The organism is Aeromonas sp. FDAARGOS 1416 (assembly GCF_019048085.1).
GTDB classification, from domain to species: domain Bacteria; phylum Pseudomonadota; class Gammaproteobacteria; order Enterobacterales; family Aeromonadaceae; genus Aeromonas; species Aeromonas veronii.
The window spans coordinates 3,336,968-3,352,262 of the sequence record NZ_CP077301.1; the positions used below are offsets into that span (position 1 = coordinate 3,336,968).

Genomic DNA, 15,295 nt, shown 5'->3' on the forward strand with positions numbered 1-15,295 from the left:
CTTATAGCGATTAACGCAGCAGCATGGTAACCATGCCGGTCATCTCGTTGGACTTGCCCAGTACGGACATACCAGCCTGCATCAGCATCTGGTTCTTGGCCATGTTGGTGCTTTCGGTAGCGATATCGGCGTCCATGATACGGCCCTTGGCGATATCGGTGTTCTCTTTCATGTTGGAGAGGTTGTTAACAGTGTGCTCCAGACGGTTGATATTGGCACCGAAAGCGGAGCGTACGCTGGTGATATCCTGCATAAACTCTTCCATCTTGCCCATGGCATACTGGGCTGAAGCAGCGCTCAAACCGACTTCCAACACGTTAGAGTCCAGACCGCTACCAACAGTCATGGCCTCTTTAACCTTTGCCTTCAAGCCATCGTCATAAGTCTCTTGGGCCTTAGCCATAGTCTCTACGGCGGTGTCATAGGCTTTCTGTTCTGCCTCTGTTGGCTTTGCAGCAAGCGCTTTATAGGTATCTTCAGCTTTTTTGAACTCATCTTTTGCCTTCTTCAAGGTCTCAGCACCAGAGCCGGCCTTGGCCTCATTCTGATACTCTTTAAGAGCCTTGAGGTTTGCCTCCCCAGTCACTTTGCCTCCGGCAGTGCCCACTACCTTACCCAGCACTTCCTTCACATCCAACGCCAAAGTCTCGCTGCTGGTGTTACCGATCTGGAAGGTCACTTCACCCTTGGCAAACTTGCCATTAGTTTTATCAAGCAAGTTTTCACCACCGAAGGTAGTGTTGCTGGCGATATTTTTCAGCTCTTTGGTCAGTTCGCCAAACTCGGCGTTCAAGGCTGCGATATCTTTGTCGCTGCTGGTGCCGTTGGCAGCCTGGGTAGCCAGATCTTTCATGCGCTGAACGATATTGGTCATCTCGTCCATGGCGCCTTCGGCGGTCTGCATCATGGAGATGGCATCCTGGGCGTTGCGCATGCCCATTTTCTGACCGTTTGACTGGGATTGCAGACGGGTGGCGATTTGCAGGCCAGCGGCATCGTCAGCGGCAGAGTTGATGCGCAGACCGGTACCCAGACGCTGCATGGCATTGCTTGCCATTTTGTTGGTGGAGTTCAGCTGGTTCTGGGTGACCATGTTGGCAAAGTTGGTATGAATTGACAGACTCATTTTCGTTTCCTCGAAATGGATGCTGCCACAGGCAGCGTTTGGGTTGACCCCAATGAAGAACGACCACAGCGTCGTGAAAATTAAATCTTTTTTTGCTGAACAGCAGTTTCTCTTGGCCCCCCGTTTGGATGCGAAACAGTGGGCCCGCGAGCAGACAGCGCCATCACTGGCACAAGAGGGCATCACAGAGATAAAAAAACCGCACCAGTCAGCTTGTGCGGTTTTTTTACGAGGCAGGTCAGCGTTATCAGGTGAGTAACGCAACCACCCCTTGACGAGTGACATTGGCCTGCGCCAGCAGACCGGACATGGTACCCATATAGCCGCCTTGTGAGAGGCGGGCGGCCAGAGAGGATTGCAACTGTGCCAGCTCCTCCTGTTTCAGGTTCTGACTGCGAGCCTTGACCTTGTCCAGTTGCAGCACCATCTTCTGGCGAAACTGTTTCAACTCCCGTACCGATTGCTCAATCTCGCCAAGCACTTTTTGCAGCCGCTGTCGCTCCTGACGGACCTCCCCTTTGTCTACCCCATCTGCCATGCGGGTCAGCGTTCCGGCCTTGGGCTTGAACTGCACCGGTATCGGGTTGCCTGCCGGGATACGAATCCCCTCCCCCCGGATCAGCACCGGCTCATCCAGTTTGCGGCGATGGGGTTCAGCAACGGAGAGTTCCAGCTTGCCCAGTTCATTCAATCTGGCCTGGATATGCTTTTTACGCAGCGCCCGATCGAGCATGGTGACAACCTCACCCTCTCGCGCTCCGGCCGGAATTGTCACCTCCACCGCACTACTGCTTTGGGGGAAAGAAAACACCAGTCGCTCAGTGCTATTTTTGGCGCTTAATAAATCCAGATGCTCGGCACTGAAGCGGGGACGCAGTTCCTGAGGTGACGCAAGAAGTCTGGGCTTGAGCTCGTCAGTCAAAGGGCCTCTTGGTTGGGTGACTTTCTCTTCCAGCATTTTTAAGCGGTTGGTCACGTCACTGCTGGCCAGCTCGCGCTGACCCAGTTGGCGTTCGAGCCGCTTCAATTCCCCCCAAACCAGATTAAGCGCCTGTTCGCCGCTCTGGGCATGGGCAATGCGCTGTTGCGCAGCACCGATCAGGGCCCATCTGTCCATCCGGATAATATTGGGGTGGCGCTCAGTCTGCTTGCGGTTTTCCAGAGTGTGAGCCTGTGCAGTTGCGCGGCCCTGCAACCTGGGCTTTGCCTGTGGCTCTGCAACGCCTCCAAGACGGGTTTGCTGGACCTGCATCATGACTCCTCTGCTCGTTACGGCATGTAGTTGAACAAGCTAAGACCATTAACCTTGGCAAAAGCTTGCTGCTGCACCTGTAATGCCATCAGGACGTGGGCCTGTCGGGTCGCGGCCTCGGCATAGTCCAGCGACTCTATCTGGTTGCTCACTTCCTTGCTATAGACGCCTTTCTCGGCATGGCTCTCGTCAATCTGATCCAGCAGATTGATCCGGGCACCAATCGTGCTCACCGCCTGGCTGATATTATCTTGCAGCGTCTGGCTGCGATCCAGCATGCCTCGTGCTTGATCGATGGCGTCAGGTGCTGCGTCATTAATTGCCTTCACCATGCTGTCGAGTCGTTTGAAAAAATCGTCAGGCTGCAAAAAAAGCTGATCAGCAGTCTGGTTTAACCCCACTGTGACACCTTTGGCAATGCCGACCTCCCGTACCAGATGATCACCCTTGTAGCGATAACCTCCGAAGTCAGTATCTTTTGGGTCAGTCACCTTCACCAAAGCGGTCTCATCCACCTTGCTGCCGCTAAACAGGCTGGAGCCACTTTCGTTGCGGGCATTGACCAAATCCAGCAGGCCATCCTTGATAATGGCGACTTCACTGGCCACCGCCTTGCGATCCCCCTCAGAAAGGGAGCCGTTAGCGGCCGTCTGGGTCAACTCACGCAACCGCATCAGCATGTTGGTCATGGTATCGAGCTGCAACTCCCCCTGGGAGAGCTGGCTCTTGGCATTGGCAATATTCTTCTGGTACTGCGCCATCGCCACCTGCTCTTTCTGCAAGCCCAGCAGTTGCACACTGCCAACAGGATCATCTGAGGGCTGAAGAATGCGTTTTTGCGTGGAGATCTGGCGATCGAGGCGGGCATACTCGCCGAAACCATGCTGCAAATTATCGAGCATGCTGAGCTGAATTTGATGGGTACTGATCCGCATGGTTATGACTCTCAGAACATGTTCAGAATGGAGTTGAAGAGCTGTTCGGAGGTACTGATCACCTTGGCATTGGCCTGATAAGCCTTGGTATACGCCATGATCTTCACCCCTTCTTCATCTGTATTTACACCGCTGACACTGCTCAGCTTGGTCGCCATCTGTTTTTCCATATTGGCATCGGCCTGCATGGTCGCCTTGGCCTGACCACTCTGCACCGCCATCTTGCCCAGCAGCGCACTGTATGCGTTGTACTGGCTATCTTTGATGGTCAGCAACTCCTGCAGGTTGCGGTTATCGCCCTTACCGCCGCCGGTCTTGGCAAAGGCAAGGTCGCTACCGGAAAAACCGGCGACAACGCGCAGGGAACCTGAAGGATTAAGCGGGTCGTATGAGAAGAGGGGTTTGCCTTTCGCCCCCTTCAAATCAGAGCCGGTCTCTTGTTTGGCATTAAACTCATCAGCCAGCTTTTTGGCTATCTGATCCAGCTCACCACGCAGTGGACGCAGCACTGTAGTGCGATAATCCATTACCCCCGCCAGAGAGCCACCATGCAATTTAGGCACCTCAAACGTCTGCCCACCGAAAGCGAGGCTGAGTTTATCGCCCGCAAGCGCGAGGGTACTGCTGCTGCTTCCCAAGACCAACGGCTGTCCTTGCGGCAGACTGAGCGCAAACGAGCCATCGCTTTGACGATTGACCCGCACCTCCATATAGGCAGACAACTCACGCACAATCTGTTCGCGACTATCTTCCAGCGCAGCGGTATTAACTGCCTTGGCTGTCTGATCGCCAATCTGCATGTTCAGCTCAGCCAGTTGCTTCAAGTAACTGTTCACTTGGAAAACCGTACTGTTCAGCTGATCATCGATCTGCTTTTCCTGGGTGACCATGCTCTCGTCAAGCTGGGTAAAACGGTTAGCAAGCGCCCCTGCTGAACTGACAATCTGGCTGCGCTGTGCCGGTGTTTCCGGACTGTCGAGCGCAGCACTGAGCGAAGCAAAAAAGCTGTCGAGCCCTTTTGCGATATTCATCGACTCACTGCCCAGCAACTGCTCTGTCGTATTGATGTACTGATGAAAGGCATAAGAGGAACCGGTGGCCGCACGGCTACGCCAGTGTTGGGCTACCAGATAGTCATCCGTTACCCTGCGTACCCCTGTCACCTCGACACCGGCACCATTATCCAGCCGCCCGAAACCGGACAGACTGCCCATCATGGCTTCCTGACGGCTATACCCGATGGTATTGACGTTCGCGATATTCTGGGCGGTCAGGTTCAATGCAATCTGGGCTGCATTTAGTCCGCTGGCGCCGATATTGAGCAGTGACATCAGTCAACCTTCTTCATTTTTACCGAGTTGAGAGGCTGGCTGAATGCAGCCAGGGTCTGCTGCTCTGAAGCGACCACCCCGTCCGGATTCTTTAATGACGGAGCCAGCTGGTTGACCATCTGCTCCCGCAGACCGATGCCACCACGTTTGACCATGCTCATCGCCAACTGGCTGTCATACATATCGCGATAGAGGGATTGTCCCTTGATAATCTTGTCGTCCTCATCCTGCAGGGCATCCGTCGCCGAGCGCATATGTTTGAGCACGGTTTGCAGAAAACTGACTTCAAACTGACCGGCTGCAGCATCCAGCGCGGCACGCTGATCCGGGTTGCTTTTGATTTGCTGCAATTCATTGAGATCCTGATAAAAACCGGGATCCGAGCTAATTCTGGTCATGATAGTCCTTAGATAACCACCAGCTCACCCTCAAGGGCGCCAGCCTCATTGAGCGCTTGCAAGATGGCCATGACATCATCGGGGGTTGCCCCGAGTGAGTTGACAGCCTTGACGATCACTTCCAAAGAAGTACCATCCGGCCAGACAAACATGTTGTTACGTTCCCGATCGACCTGGATCTTGGAGTTGGGGGTCGTGGTGGTCTGCCCGTTGGAGAATGCGTTGGGCTGACTGACCGTCTGACTCTCGCCAATGGTCACCGTCAGACTGCCATGACTGACGGCAGCCTTGTGAACCTTGACCCCCTGCCCCATCACCACAGTGCCGGTTCGACTGTTGAAGACCACCTTCGGCCGCTCCTGACCCGGATCCACCTTGATATCCTCCAGCAGGGCCATAAACGCGATGCGCTGGCTCTCGTCCCTGGGGGCTGCAACCTGAACCCGCCCGGCACTCACCGCTCGGGCAACCGGCCCCAGCTGATGGTTGATGGCTCGCTCCACATTGCGCGCGGTCTTGAAGTTGGGTTGGTGCAGATTGAGGGTCACTTCCGGCTTTTCGGCAAAATTGCTCACCACCTCTCGCTCGATGGTGGCGCCATTGGGGATAATCCCAGCTGTCGGCACGTTAATCGTGACCGATGAACCTGATTGCCCTTCCGCTTTCACCCCGGCGACAACCAGATTGCCCTGCGCCACGGCATAGACTTCACCGTCGATACCACGCAGGGGGGTCAGCAGCAGAGAGCCGCCACGCAGACTCTTGGCATCACCAATGGAAGTCACGGTCACATCGAGCAACTGCCCCTTGCCAGCCAAGGCGGGTAGCGTGGCCTGAACCGAAACGGCTGCCACGTTCTTGAGCTTGGGATCGATATCGTCCGGTAGCTGCACACCAAACTGTTTGAGCATGTTGGCCATGGATTGGCCGGTAAATTTGACCTGGCTTTTGTCACCGGTCCCGGAGAGACCGACCACCAGACCATAACCCACCAGCTGGTTGGTTCTCAGCCCCTGCACATCGGCAATATCCAGCAAGGCTCGTTTGGCCGGTGCGGCAGCCTGACTAAACCAGGGCAAGCAGAGACACAGCAGGGCGATAAACCATCTGTTCATGTGATTCCTCAAAATGGCGCAAACGCCGAGCTAAAGAAGCGGCCCAGCCACCCCATCTGGTTACTGTCTGCAAGGGCTCCACGACCGGCATAGGTGATGCGGGCATCGGCAATGCGCTGGGACGAGATACGGTTGCTCTGGTCAATATCCTCGACCCGCACCATGCCGCCCAAGCGGATATACTCATCCCCCTGATTGAGGCGGATCCACTTTTCACCGCGGATCCCCAGCACACCATTGGGCATCACTTCTGCTACGGTCACGGTAATGGAACCTGCCAGGGTATTTTGCTGACTGGAGGTCGCTCCACCATCAAAATCCCGATCGGCACTGAGGGCGGCCCCCCAGTCGGGGCGCAGTTTACCGCCAATAGAGGGGGCCGGCACATTCATGCTGCTGTTTTTGCTCATGCTGGTATTGGCTTTCTTGCTCGACTGGGTACGCTCTTCCAGCACCACGGTGAGAATGTCACCAACACGGTAAGCACGCCGATCCTGAAACAGGGTCATCATGTAGTTGCCCCGATAGAGGCCACCATCTTCGCCCTGCGCAGTCGCGGTCACCTTGGGACGGGATGGTGCCCATTTCTCGTCACCCGGCTCGGGTGCCTGCAGCTCATAGGTGGCACAGCCGCCCAACAGCAATACCAACCAGATATAACGCAGCATCGACTTCATCATTACAGTGCCTGAGTGACAAACTTGAGCATCTGGTCGGCAGAAGAGACCACCTTGGCATTCATCTCGTAAGCCCGCTGAGTCGTGATCATGTCGACCATCTCCTCGACCACGTTCACGTTGGAACTCTCCAGCGCGAATTGCTTGACGGCCCCCATCGCCTCCTCACCAGGCACACCTTCAATCGGCTCACCGGACGCGCCGGTTGCACGGTAGAGGTTGCCACCGAGGGCTTCCAGACCGGCCGGGTTGGCGAAGTTGGTCAGGGTGATACGGCCCAGCTCGACACTCTCTTGCTGACCCGGCAAAGATGCACTGACGGTACCATCCGTACCAATGGAGATCTTGGTAGCGTTATCGGGGATCTGGATCTGCGGTACCATGGGCAAACCATCCGCGTTAACCAGTTGCCCCTCGGCATTGCGATGCCATTGACCATTGCGGGTATAGGCCGTCTCGCCATCCGGGCGCTCGACGCCGAAGAAACCGGCACCGACCACCGCCATATCCAGCTCCTGATTGGTATTCTGGAATTGGCCGGAGGTGAAGACCTTCTGGGTACCCACTACCCGCACACCATTACCCATCTGAATACCTATAGGCGCCAGATTCTGCTGATCCTGCTGAGCACCCGGCTGGCGCTGCACCTGATAGAAAAGATCTTCAAATGCCACCCGATCGCGCTTGAAACCGACCGTATTCACGTTAGCCAGGTTGTTGGAGATACTGGACATCTTGGCATCTTGTGCCGACAGACCTGTTTTACTGACCCATAATGCTGCGTGCATTGTTATTCCACCTTATTCATCAAGCCTCATCCACTGGGATGTGGCAAGGCATCGGGTATCTGCCCGATGCCGTCAAAATCAACCCTGACCGGAAATCAATTTGGCTCCCTGACGAGCCTGATCATCCGCTGCTTTCATCAACTTGACCTGCAGTTCGAAGTTGCGGGTCAATGACATGCTGCTCACCAATTCATCCACGGCATTGACGTTGGCCCCTTCCAGAAAACCGGATGCCATCACCACCTGGTCACTGACCTCTGCATCCTCTCCCTGACGCATCCGGAACAGACCGTCATGACCTTTGACCAATTCGGCTGGCTCTGGATTGACCAGTTTCAGACGCCCCACATCGAGCCGGGCGCCGCCCCCCGGAGGAGTGATACTCAGAGTGCCATCCTTGCCGAAACTGATGTCACGATAAGCGGGCAGCACCAGCTCGCCCCCCTCCCCCAGTACCGGCCGACCATTGAGGGTCAACAGCCCGTCAGCATCCGCTTCCAGGTTACCAGCACGGGTATAGGCCTCTTTGCCATCCTCAGTCTGTACGGCAAGAAAGCCTTCGCCACGAATCGCCACATCCAGCTTGCGACCGGTCTGCATCAGAGGGCCAGCCTTGAAATTGGTGCCCGCCATCTCCTCCTTGGCCATCACCCGACTCTGGTAACCATCGCCAGTCAGGGCATAAGCCGAAACCCGCTCAAAATCAGCCCGAAAGCCTGCTGTGTTGACGTTGGCCAGATTATTTGCACGGATCTGCTGAGCCATCAGGGTATGTTGTGCCCCGGACATGGCTGTGTAGATAAGCTTTTCCACGGATTACCCTTAGAAGGAGTTGAACAGGATCTGGCTCATCTTGTCAGCCGAACTGATGGTCTTGGCGTTGGCCTGATAGTTACGCTGGGAAGTCATCAGGCTTACCAGTTCACCGGTCAGATCAACGTTGGAGCTCTCATAAGCCCCGGCGGTCAGCTTGCCCATGGTGCCGGTTCCCGGTGCCCCCAGTACAGGCTGCCCTGAGCTGAAAGATTGCTGCCAAGAAGTATTGTTGGTCTGCAGCAGGCCATTGGGATTGGTGAAGTTCGCCATCACGACCTGCCCCTGCAACAGGCTCTGACCGTTGGTAAAGGTCGCGTAGACACCGCCATCTCCATCCACACGTACCCCGGTCAAATCCCCAGCGGTATAACCATTGGACTGGTTGCGGGTGGCATTAAAGTCAGAGGCATACTGGCTGACTCGGCTCATGTCCAATTGCAATTCAATCGGCGAGGCACCCGCAGGCTTCAGGGCCAAGGAGGGAGGAATGGTGGAAGCACCAGTATCCAACTTGCCATTGGGATCAAAAATCATTTTGGCACCGGCAGCAGGCGTCACATCTGCTCCATTAAAGCTGTAATGAACATCCCAGGCATTGGCCCCTTTTTTCACAAAATACTGGGTGACGGTATGTTCAGTTCCCAGCGAATCATAAACCTTGCTGGACTGTGAATAGCTGAAGGTATTCGACTTGTTTGGATCAAATTTAGGGTCAACCGGGATGATACTGGCATCGGCTTTCAGGTTAGCCACAAACTCCAGTTTGTCGGATGGCTTGGCAGGCAGGCTGCCCGCCTTGACCTGGATATCACCAACCACACCAGATTGCAGCTTGCCCGCGTCATCCGTTGTATAACCTTGCAACCGCGTACCGCCTGCAGTGGTCAGGTAGTTGGCATTATCACGCTGGAACATACCGGCACGGGTATAGGACGTCTGGCCGCTGCCATCTTTCAGCACGAAGAAACCACTGCCAGAAATCGCCAGGTCCAGCCCGCGACCGGTACGAGTCATATCACCATTGCGGTCAAAATTCTGGGAGACGTTGTTCATCTCGACACCGCCAGCCTGACCACCACCGTAAATTGCCGCAAATTCGGCGCGGCTGGATTTGAAGCCCGCGGTACTGGCATTGGCTACGTTGTTACTGATAATACTCAATTCCTGGTTTACGGCGCGCAGGCCGCTCAATCCGATACTGAAAGACACAGTGTCGCTCCTCTCTGATTACGCTGATTTGCCGAACTGGATTGCACTGAAGAGCGGGACATCGCCCACACCGGCAACCTGCAGCATGATTTCTCCCGTACCGGGCAAGGCAACACGTTCCACCTTGCTCGCCACATAATTTTTGGCCCCCACCAGGATCTTGCCTGCCGAGGCCTTGACCTCAAAGCGGTACTCCCCGGCTGGAAGAGGGGGCAATTCATAATCCAGCCCACCCGCCTTGCTGTCACCCCAGCTCTTGCTCGCTACCAGCACGCCATGCTGGTCATATACCTTGAGATCCACCTGTTCCGCCGTACCTTGCAACTCGATCTGACCGCGGATTTTGTGCTCTTGCTGCTGCTTGAGGGTTTTGCTAGGCACCATGACCTCTTTGTCGACCAACGCGGTACTCTCTAACACCTGCTGGGTATCCATCTTGGTATTGCTCTGGAGCTGGAGCTTCTTCAGCCCTTCGACCCCTTCAACCATGCTGAACTGGGCCAGCTGAGCCACGTACTGGGCACCATCAAGCGGGTTGGTGGGATCCTGGTTCTGGATCTGCGCCACCATCATCTGCAGAAATTCATTGCGCAGTTGCATGCCACCATTTTGGTTGGCTTGCACATCCTGAGCAGCACCACTGCCATTGCTGGCGATCTTGGGATCGGTATTGGTCTGTGCTGTACCGCGCGCCGTATCCAGGCTACTGATCTGTGGCAGACTCATGACTTAGACTCCCTGACCAAGACGCAACAGCCCCTGTTGCATGCTGTTAATGCGGTTGATCACCTCCACCGAGGTTTCAAAACCACGAGAGGCGCTCATCATGTCGGCCATCTCTTCCACCACGTTGACGTTGGAGTAGTAAACAAAACCATCCTGATCGGCCATCGGGTTGGTCGGTTCCAGCCGTTTCTCGACCTGACGGTCGGACTGCACGATACCCGCCACTTGCACCGACGCAGCGCCGAGGCCATCGGCATCCTGAATCTTCTGATAGAGAGTGGAAAAAACCGGCTTGATGGCACGAAACGCAGCATCTTCACTGGCGGCAGCGCTATCCACGTTGGCCAGGTTGGAGGCTACGGTATCCAGCCGCACGGTCTGGGCACGCATAGCACTGCCTGCGATGTCATAAATCTTGTTGAACGACATGGTTAACGGCCCTCAATCGCCTTGGCGATCCCGGTAATTTTCATATTGAGGAAAGTGAGACTGGTCTGGAAATCGGTGGCATTGTTGGCAAACTTGCCCTGCTCCACGCCCAACTCAGCGGTATTACCATCCATGGAGACCTGATAAGGAATGCGATAGAGGGGGTGACGCATATCGTCACGCATGGCGCCCTGGCTGATAGCCTGGCTCTCTTCACCCGCAGCAACTTGTTGGGCGACACGGCCCAGAATCGTCTTATAATCGACATCCCGAGCCAGATAGCCCGGTGTATCCACGTTGGCCAGATTCCCCGCCAAAATCCGCGCCCGCTCAGCCCTGACATCGAGGGCATAAGGGTGTACGCCGAGGGCGCTGTCAAATGAGATACTCATGCTTCATCCTTTATCGTTCACTCAGACCGGTGTTTTCCTTATCAAGACTCATGCCAATCATGAAAAGACCTGATATCAAGCGGTTAGCGCACCTCATTAACCTCAATACAGCGAGAAATGAGGAAGTACGACTTCCCGTGTGGAAATTGGCCGGTGTGCTTTGGTTGCTATCAGGCGCGCCAGCCCATGGCACGCCGCAAGCACAAAGCGACATGCTTGAGCAGTTGCTTGAACAGGATGCCCGTAAAAGTCTTGAGGGCTACATCACCCAGCAGGGATGGCCTGTAACCACAGGAGAATTTCGAGTCTGGCTTGCCCCTTCCGTCGAGCATCTCCCTCCCTGCCCCTCACATTCACTCTCGTTACAAGCAGGTGGCCAATATCGGCAACCCTGGGGACGGCGCCCCTATCTCATCGAGTGCACCGACCCCGCCTGGCAGGTGCGCGGGCGGGTAGAGGTCTCGTTACTGTTGCCGGTCTGGGTTGCAGCACGGGATATCGCAAAAGGTCAGGCCATCAGTGCCAGCGATCTGGTAGAGAAAGAGCTGGATGTCAGCCGTGTACAACGCGGGTTTATCCCGAGCAATCACTCCCTGTTAGGCCATAAAAGCAACCGACATCTGAGAAGCGGACAGCTCATCGGTGAGCTCGATTTACAAAAGAGTTGGGCGGTCAAACAGGGAGAAGGGGTACTTATTCGTGCAGGGGAGGGAGAGTTCTCCGCCACAACCAGAGGGGAAGCCCTCGATAATGGCGCAATAGGCGACGGGATCAGAGTGAAAAATCTTAGCTCTGGCAAACAGATACAGGCATGGGTGACTGATATAGGGGAAGTTGAAACCCGTTTTTGAACCAAGATCGCAATTTGATTCAAGTTCGACAAGCCTTGGGTCGCTTGTCATAGACAGACCATCAGGAAGTTACGTTATGAAAATTACCCGAACTGACCCGCTCTATATTCAAAACCAGTCTGGCCGCAAACCGGATGTGACGGCCAAACCGGAAACTAAATCTTCACAGTCATCCGAAGCCCGGATCAGCAGCACAGCGCAGTCAGTCGCCAACGCCCGCAGCCAGCTGGCCACCACATCCGACATCGACATGGACAAGGTCAACGAGATCCGCAAAGCCATCAGTGAAGGCAAGCTGGAGATCGATCTGGATGCGCTGGGTCAAGCCATTCTGGATATGCATCGCCGATGAGCGTGGATACCAAGGCCACCGTCAAGGCATTGCTCCTCGGGATCCAGCAGGATTACGGCCACTATACCGAACTCACCGCCCTGTTGCTACGCCAGCATGCACTGCTGGCAAGCCACGATGTCGATGGTCTGCAAGTCCATAACGAACAGCAGACCGAACTGATGGCCAAGGTGACACAACAGGCAAAATTGCGTTGCCAGCAGCTGCAGGCATTGGGCCTCAAACCCGATGAGAAGGGGATGGCCACCCTGATAGCCAAGCTGCCACTTCCCCTGCGCACCACGGTCGCCAATCAATGGCAACAGCTTGAACAGCTGCTGCACCAGTGTCTACGCCAGAATGATCTCAATGGCCGTCTGCTGGCAGGCCAGATGGAGACGATTCATTCACTGTTGGGACAAGATTCAGGTTATCGCGACCCGGACAGCATTACGGATTAACCTTCCGCCTTACTCTTTACAGGTCAGGTGACGCAAACTCGCCAGCTCATCCAGCTGTAGCTGATCCCGCCTCTCCTGCTGCTGACGAGCAACATCATCACGTCTTGCCAGCAATAGCTCCAACCCCTTGACCCGTCCGAACTGCCGGACCAGCTCCCCTTCGTGGCGCTCCAGATCCAGTCTGGCCAGCGCCGATTGCTGCACCTGATGGGAGAGCAAACGGCGCAACTGGCCATCCATCTGTTGCTTGTTTTGCCATAGCAAAGGGTGAAACTTGTCGGAACCGGGTCGCAACGAGGAGATCACTTCCTGCAATTTGTGTGCTCGCTGCTCTTCCCGCAACGCCAGCTCCCGCAAACGCTGACGCTCAGCACCAAGATTTTCCAGCTCTTCCTGTTGCAACCCCAGATAAGACTTCAGCATAACGAATCCTTATCCCTGCCCCAGCACCTGCTTGAGACCAACCATCACCTGTTCAAAGGCCATCTCTTCATGCAAGCCTTGCTGCAGGAATGCGGCAATCCCCGGATAACGCTGAACAGCCTCATCCATCTGCGGATCGGCCCCGGGTTGATAACCGCCCAGTGGCAGCAGTTCACGCACCTGCTGATAGCGTCCCCACAGCTGGCGCAAGGTGACCGCCAGCTTTTGCCATTCGGCAGGCACGACTTGTGGCATAACCCGACTGACCGAGGCACCGATATCGATGGCTGGATAGTGGCCCTCTTCCGCAAGACGGCGGGTCAGCACGATATGACCATCGAGAATGGCGCGCGCCGCATCGACCACCGGATCCTGTTGGTCATCCCCTTCCGCCAGCACGGTGTAGAAAGCACTCAGACTGCCATCCGGATGCGTGCCGTTACCGGCTCGCTCCACCAGCTGGGTCAGCATGCTGAATACCGAGGGCGGATAGCCCCGGGTCGCGGGGGGTTCACCGATAGCCAACGCAATTTCCCGCTGCGCCTGGGCATAGCGAGTCAGTGAATCCATCAGCAGCAGCACATCCTGCCCCTGCTCACGGAAATACTCGGCAATCCGGTGGCATAGCTGGGCCGCTCGCAACCGCATCAGGGGAGATTGATCTGCTGGCGCCGCGATGACCACGGCGCGAGCCAGACCTTCCGCCCCCAGACTGTGTTCGATGAATTCGCGCACTTCACGGCCCCGCTCACCGATCAGTCCCACCACCACAATCTGGGCTGCGGTATTGCGGGTCATCATGCCCAGCAACATACTCTTGCCGACCCCCGAGCCGGCGAACAGCCCCAAACGTTGACCCTTGCCAACCGTCAGCAGGCCATTGATGGCACGGATACCGACATCCAGCGGTTCACGTACCGGGGTTCGCAATAGTGGATTGGGGGGAAGAGCAAACAGGGGGACACTGTCACCAACGTCGGGTAATGGCTGTCCGTCGAGGGGCTGCAGCAGTCCATCGAGTACCCGCCCCAGCAGATGACGACCAAGCCGAACGGTTTCCTCTCCATCGATCGGTTCGACCTGAGCCCCCGCGAAGAGGCCACTCATCGGCTGCAGCGGCATCAGGTAAGAGATATCCCGGTTAAAACCGACCACCTCGGCCAGCAAGGGGGCGCCACTTGCCGTGCTGACACGACAACGCTGCCCCATCACCAGTTGACAGCCGACTACTTCCAGAGTCAAACCAGTGACTCGCACCAACCGGCCAAAGCGACGAAATGCGGGTAGTTCATCCAGATGATCCAGCGCACTGGTCAGTGCCTGCTGCAAGGCTTCATGCATCTTGTGGCACGTCCAGCGAGCTGTTGAGCTGTTCGATGCAGGTTGCCAGACGGGAGCTGGTGCTCACCTCGACGACGGCAGCGCGGGTTTCGATACGGGCATCCCCTACCCCGAGCGATGCATCGACTTGCAATGGCCACCCTTCGCAGCGAGTCACCCCCTGCTCGGCGAGTCGCTGCCGGTCTTCCTCGTTGAGGTAGATCACCAGCTCTTCCGACTCACTCGGCAAAGTAGCCAGCGCCTGCTCGACCTGATTCATCACCTGCTGCGGATTGAGGGTAAACTCCGCCATGATGACCCGCTTGGCAACCTGCGCTACCAGCTGGGCAATCAGCTCTTTCTGCTCGGCCATTCGGGCCCGGCTCAGTGACTCCCACTGCTCTTGCAGCTTGGCAAACGGCAACATCGCCTGTTCGAAGGCAGCGCGCCCCTCTGAAAGGCCCTGAGCAAACCCGCGGGTTTGCCCTTGTTGCAAACCGGTGCTCTCGCCTTCCTGCAGGCCGCTGGTCAGCCCTTGCTGATAACCAGCCTGATAACCTTCGTCGTGGCCTTGCTCCAGTCCCTGCTGGTAACCATATTCAAACTGTTCTTGTTGACTCTGTGCTTCTTCCCCGCTCTGACCGAGCGCAGGGAAGCGATACAGTCTGGTCGCGCCAGGCACCAATTTACGCACATACTGGCTCATAAATGCCTC

General features: G+C 56.1%; 19 protein-coding genes and 1 pseudogene. 3 read left to right on the forward strand and 17 right to left on the reverse strand.

What is annotated here, in order from left to right:
* Positions 1-10 precede the first annotated feature (10 nt).
* The 14 genes and pseudogenes from I6L46_RS20825 to lfgB form a co-directional block, all read right to left on the reverse strand.
* The gene (locus tag I6L46_RS20825) at positions 11-403 is read right to left on the reverse strand and encodes a flagellin (protein ID WP_338153689.1); all 393 of its coding nucleotides are present in this window, start codon (positions 401-403) and stop codon (positions 11-13) included.
* A 159-nt stretch (positions 404-562) separates the two neighbouring features.
* A pseudogene (locus I6L46_RS14990) lies at positions 563-1,126 on the reverse strand (Lateral flagellin); the annotation flags it as partial.
* A gap of 247 nt (positions 1,127-1,373) precedes the next feature.
* Positions 1,374-2,378, reverse strand: a complete 1,005-nt coding sequence (locus I6L46_RS14995; protein WP_216976176.1) for a hypothetical protein — start codon at positions 2,376-2,378, stop codon at positions 1,374-1,376.
* Between the two features lie 17 nt (positions 2,379-2,395).
* Positions 2,396-3,313, reverse strand: a complete 918-nt coding sequence (lfgL, locus tag I6L46_RS15000) for a lateral flagellar hook-associated protein LfgL (protein WP_139442804.1) — start codon at positions 3,311-3,313, stop codon at positions 2,396-2,398.
* Between the two features lie 11 nt (positions 3,314-3,324).
* Positions 3,325-4,644: a lateral flagellar hook-associated protein LfgK gene (gene lfgK / locus I6L46_RS15005; RefSeq protein WP_216976178.1), complete on the reverse strand. Its 1,320-nt coding sequence runs from the start codon at positions 4,642-4,644 to the stop codon at positions 3,325-3,327.
* The gene (locus I6L46_RS15010) at positions 4,644-5,042 is read right to left on the reverse strand and encodes a rod-binding protein (RefSeq protein ID WP_019444809.1); all 399 of its coding nucleotides are present in this window, start codon (positions 5,040-5,042) and stop codon (positions 4,644-4,646) included. The genes lfgK and I6L46_RS15010 overlap by 1 nt, the downstream gene beginning before the upstream one ends.
* 8 nt (positions 5,043-5,050) lie before the next feature.
* Positions 5,051-6,157 (reverse strand): lateral flagellar basal body P-ring FlgIL, encoded by a 1,107-nt coding sequence (fgIL, locus tag I6L46_RS15015; protein ID WP_040068883.1) that lies wholly within the window; start codon positions 6,155-6,157, stop codon positions 5,051-5,053.
* 8 nt (positions 6,158-6,165) lie between these two features.
* Positions 6,166-6,837 carry a flagellar basal body L-ring protein FlgH gene (gene flgH, locus I6L46_RS15020; RefSeq protein WP_040068881.1) on the reverse strand — a complete coding sequence of 224 codons (672 nt, stop codon included), beginning with the start codon at positions 6,835-6,837 and terminating at the stop codon, positions 6,166-6,168.
* Entirely contained in the window at positions 6,837-7,622 is a 786-nt protein-coding gene (gene lfgG, locus I6L46_RS15025; RefSeq protein WP_040068879.1) for a lateral flagellar basal-body rod protein LfgG, read from the reverse strand. The genes flgH and lfgG overlap by 1 nt, the downstream gene beginning before the upstream one ends.
* Before the next feature lie 78 nt (positions 7,623-7,700).
* Entirely contained in the window at positions 7,701-8,435 is a 735-nt protein-coding gene (gene lfgF, locus I6L46_RS15030) for a lateral flagellar basal-body rod protein LfgF (RefSeq protein ID WP_040068877.1), read from the reverse strand.
* Between the two features lie 9 nt (positions 8,436-8,444).
* Positions 8,445-9,647 carry a lateral flagellar hook protein FlgEL gene (gene flgEL / locus I6L46_RS15035; protein ID WP_128834334.1) on the reverse strand — a complete coding sequence of 401 codons (1,203 nt, stop codon included), beginning with the start codon at positions 9,645-9,647 and terminating at the stop codon, positions 8,445-8,447.
* An 18-nt stretch (positions 9,648-9,665) separates the two neighbouring features.
* The gene (locus tag I6L46_RS15040) at positions 9,666-10,373 is read right to left on the reverse strand and encodes a flagellar hook assembly protein FlgD (RefSeq protein WP_216976180.1); all 708 of its coding nucleotides are present in this window, start codon (positions 10,371-10,373) and stop codon (positions 9,666-9,668) included.
* A gap of 3 nt (positions 10,374-10,376) precedes the next feature.
* Complete coding sequence (gene flgCL, locus I6L46_RS15045; protein WP_040068871.1) at positions 10,377-10,802, reverse strand: lateral flagellar basal body rod protein FlgCL; 426 nt, start codon at positions 10,800-10,802, stop codon at positions 10,377-10,379.
* Positions 10,803-10,804: 2 nt separating this feature from the next.
* A complete protein-coding gene (gene lfgB, locus I6L46_RS15050; protein ID WP_019444816.1) occupies positions 10,805-11,194 on the reverse strand; it encodes a lateral flagellar basal body rod protein LfgB in 390 nt (129 codons plus the stop codon).
* Between the two features lie 59 nt (positions 11,195-11,253).
* Here lfgB and flgA point away from each other — a divergent pair, with 59 nt between their 5' ends.
* The 3 genes from flgA to I6L46_RS15065 all read left to right on the forward strand — a co-directional run bounded on the left by flgA (position 11,254) and on the right by I6L46_RS15065 (position 12,837).
* Positions 11,254-12,045, forward strand: coding sequence for a flagellar basal body P-ring formation chaperone FlgA (flgA, locus tag I6L46_RS15055; protein WP_216976182.1), 792 nt, complete (start codon positions 11,254-11,256; stop codon positions 12,043-12,045).
* Between the two features lie 76 nt (positions 12,046-12,121).
* Complete coding sequence (gene flgM, locus I6L46_RS15060) at positions 12,122-12,397, forward strand: flagellar biosynthesis anti-sigma factor FlgM (RefSeq protein ID WP_216976185.1); 276 nt, start codon at positions 12,122-12,124, stop codon at positions 12,395-12,397.
* Positions 12,394-12,837, forward strand: a complete 444-nt coding sequence (locus I6L46_RS15065; RefSeq protein WP_216976187.1) for a flagellar protein FlgN — start codon at positions 12,394-12,396, stop codon at positions 12,835-12,837. Before flgM ends, I6L46_RS15065 begins: the two co-directional genes overlap by 4 nt.
* Before the next feature lie 9 nt (positions 12,838-12,846).
* Here I6L46_RS15065 and lfiJ read toward each other — a convergent pair whose 3' ends face one another.
* Genes lfiJ through lfiH form a run of 3 tightly spaced genes read right to left on the reverse strand, consistent with a single transcriptional unit; the run spans position 12,847 to position 15,286 of the window.
* Complete coding sequence (gene lfiJ / locus I6L46_RS15070; protein WP_040068866.1) at positions 12,847-13,260, reverse strand: lateral flagellar protein LfiJ; 414 nt, start codon at positions 13,258-13,260, stop codon at positions 12,847-12,849.
* 9 nt (positions 13,261-13,269) lie between these two features.
* Positions 13,270-14,601, reverse strand: a complete 1,332-nt coding sequence (lfiI, locus tag I6L46_RS15075) for a lateral flagellar FliI-like assembly ATPase LfiI (protein WP_216976189.1) — start codon at positions 14,599-14,601, stop codon at positions 13,270-13,272.
* Positions 14,594-15,286 carry a lateral flagellar assembly protein FliH gene (gene lfiH, locus I6L46_RS15080; RefSeq protein WP_216976191.1) on the reverse strand — a complete coding sequence of 231 codons (693 nt, stop codon included), beginning with the start codon at positions 15,284-15,286 and terminating at the stop codon, positions 14,594-14,596. The genes lfiI and lfiH overlap by 8 nt, the downstream gene beginning before the upstream one ends.
* Positions 15,287-15,295: the final 9 nt, after the last annotated feature.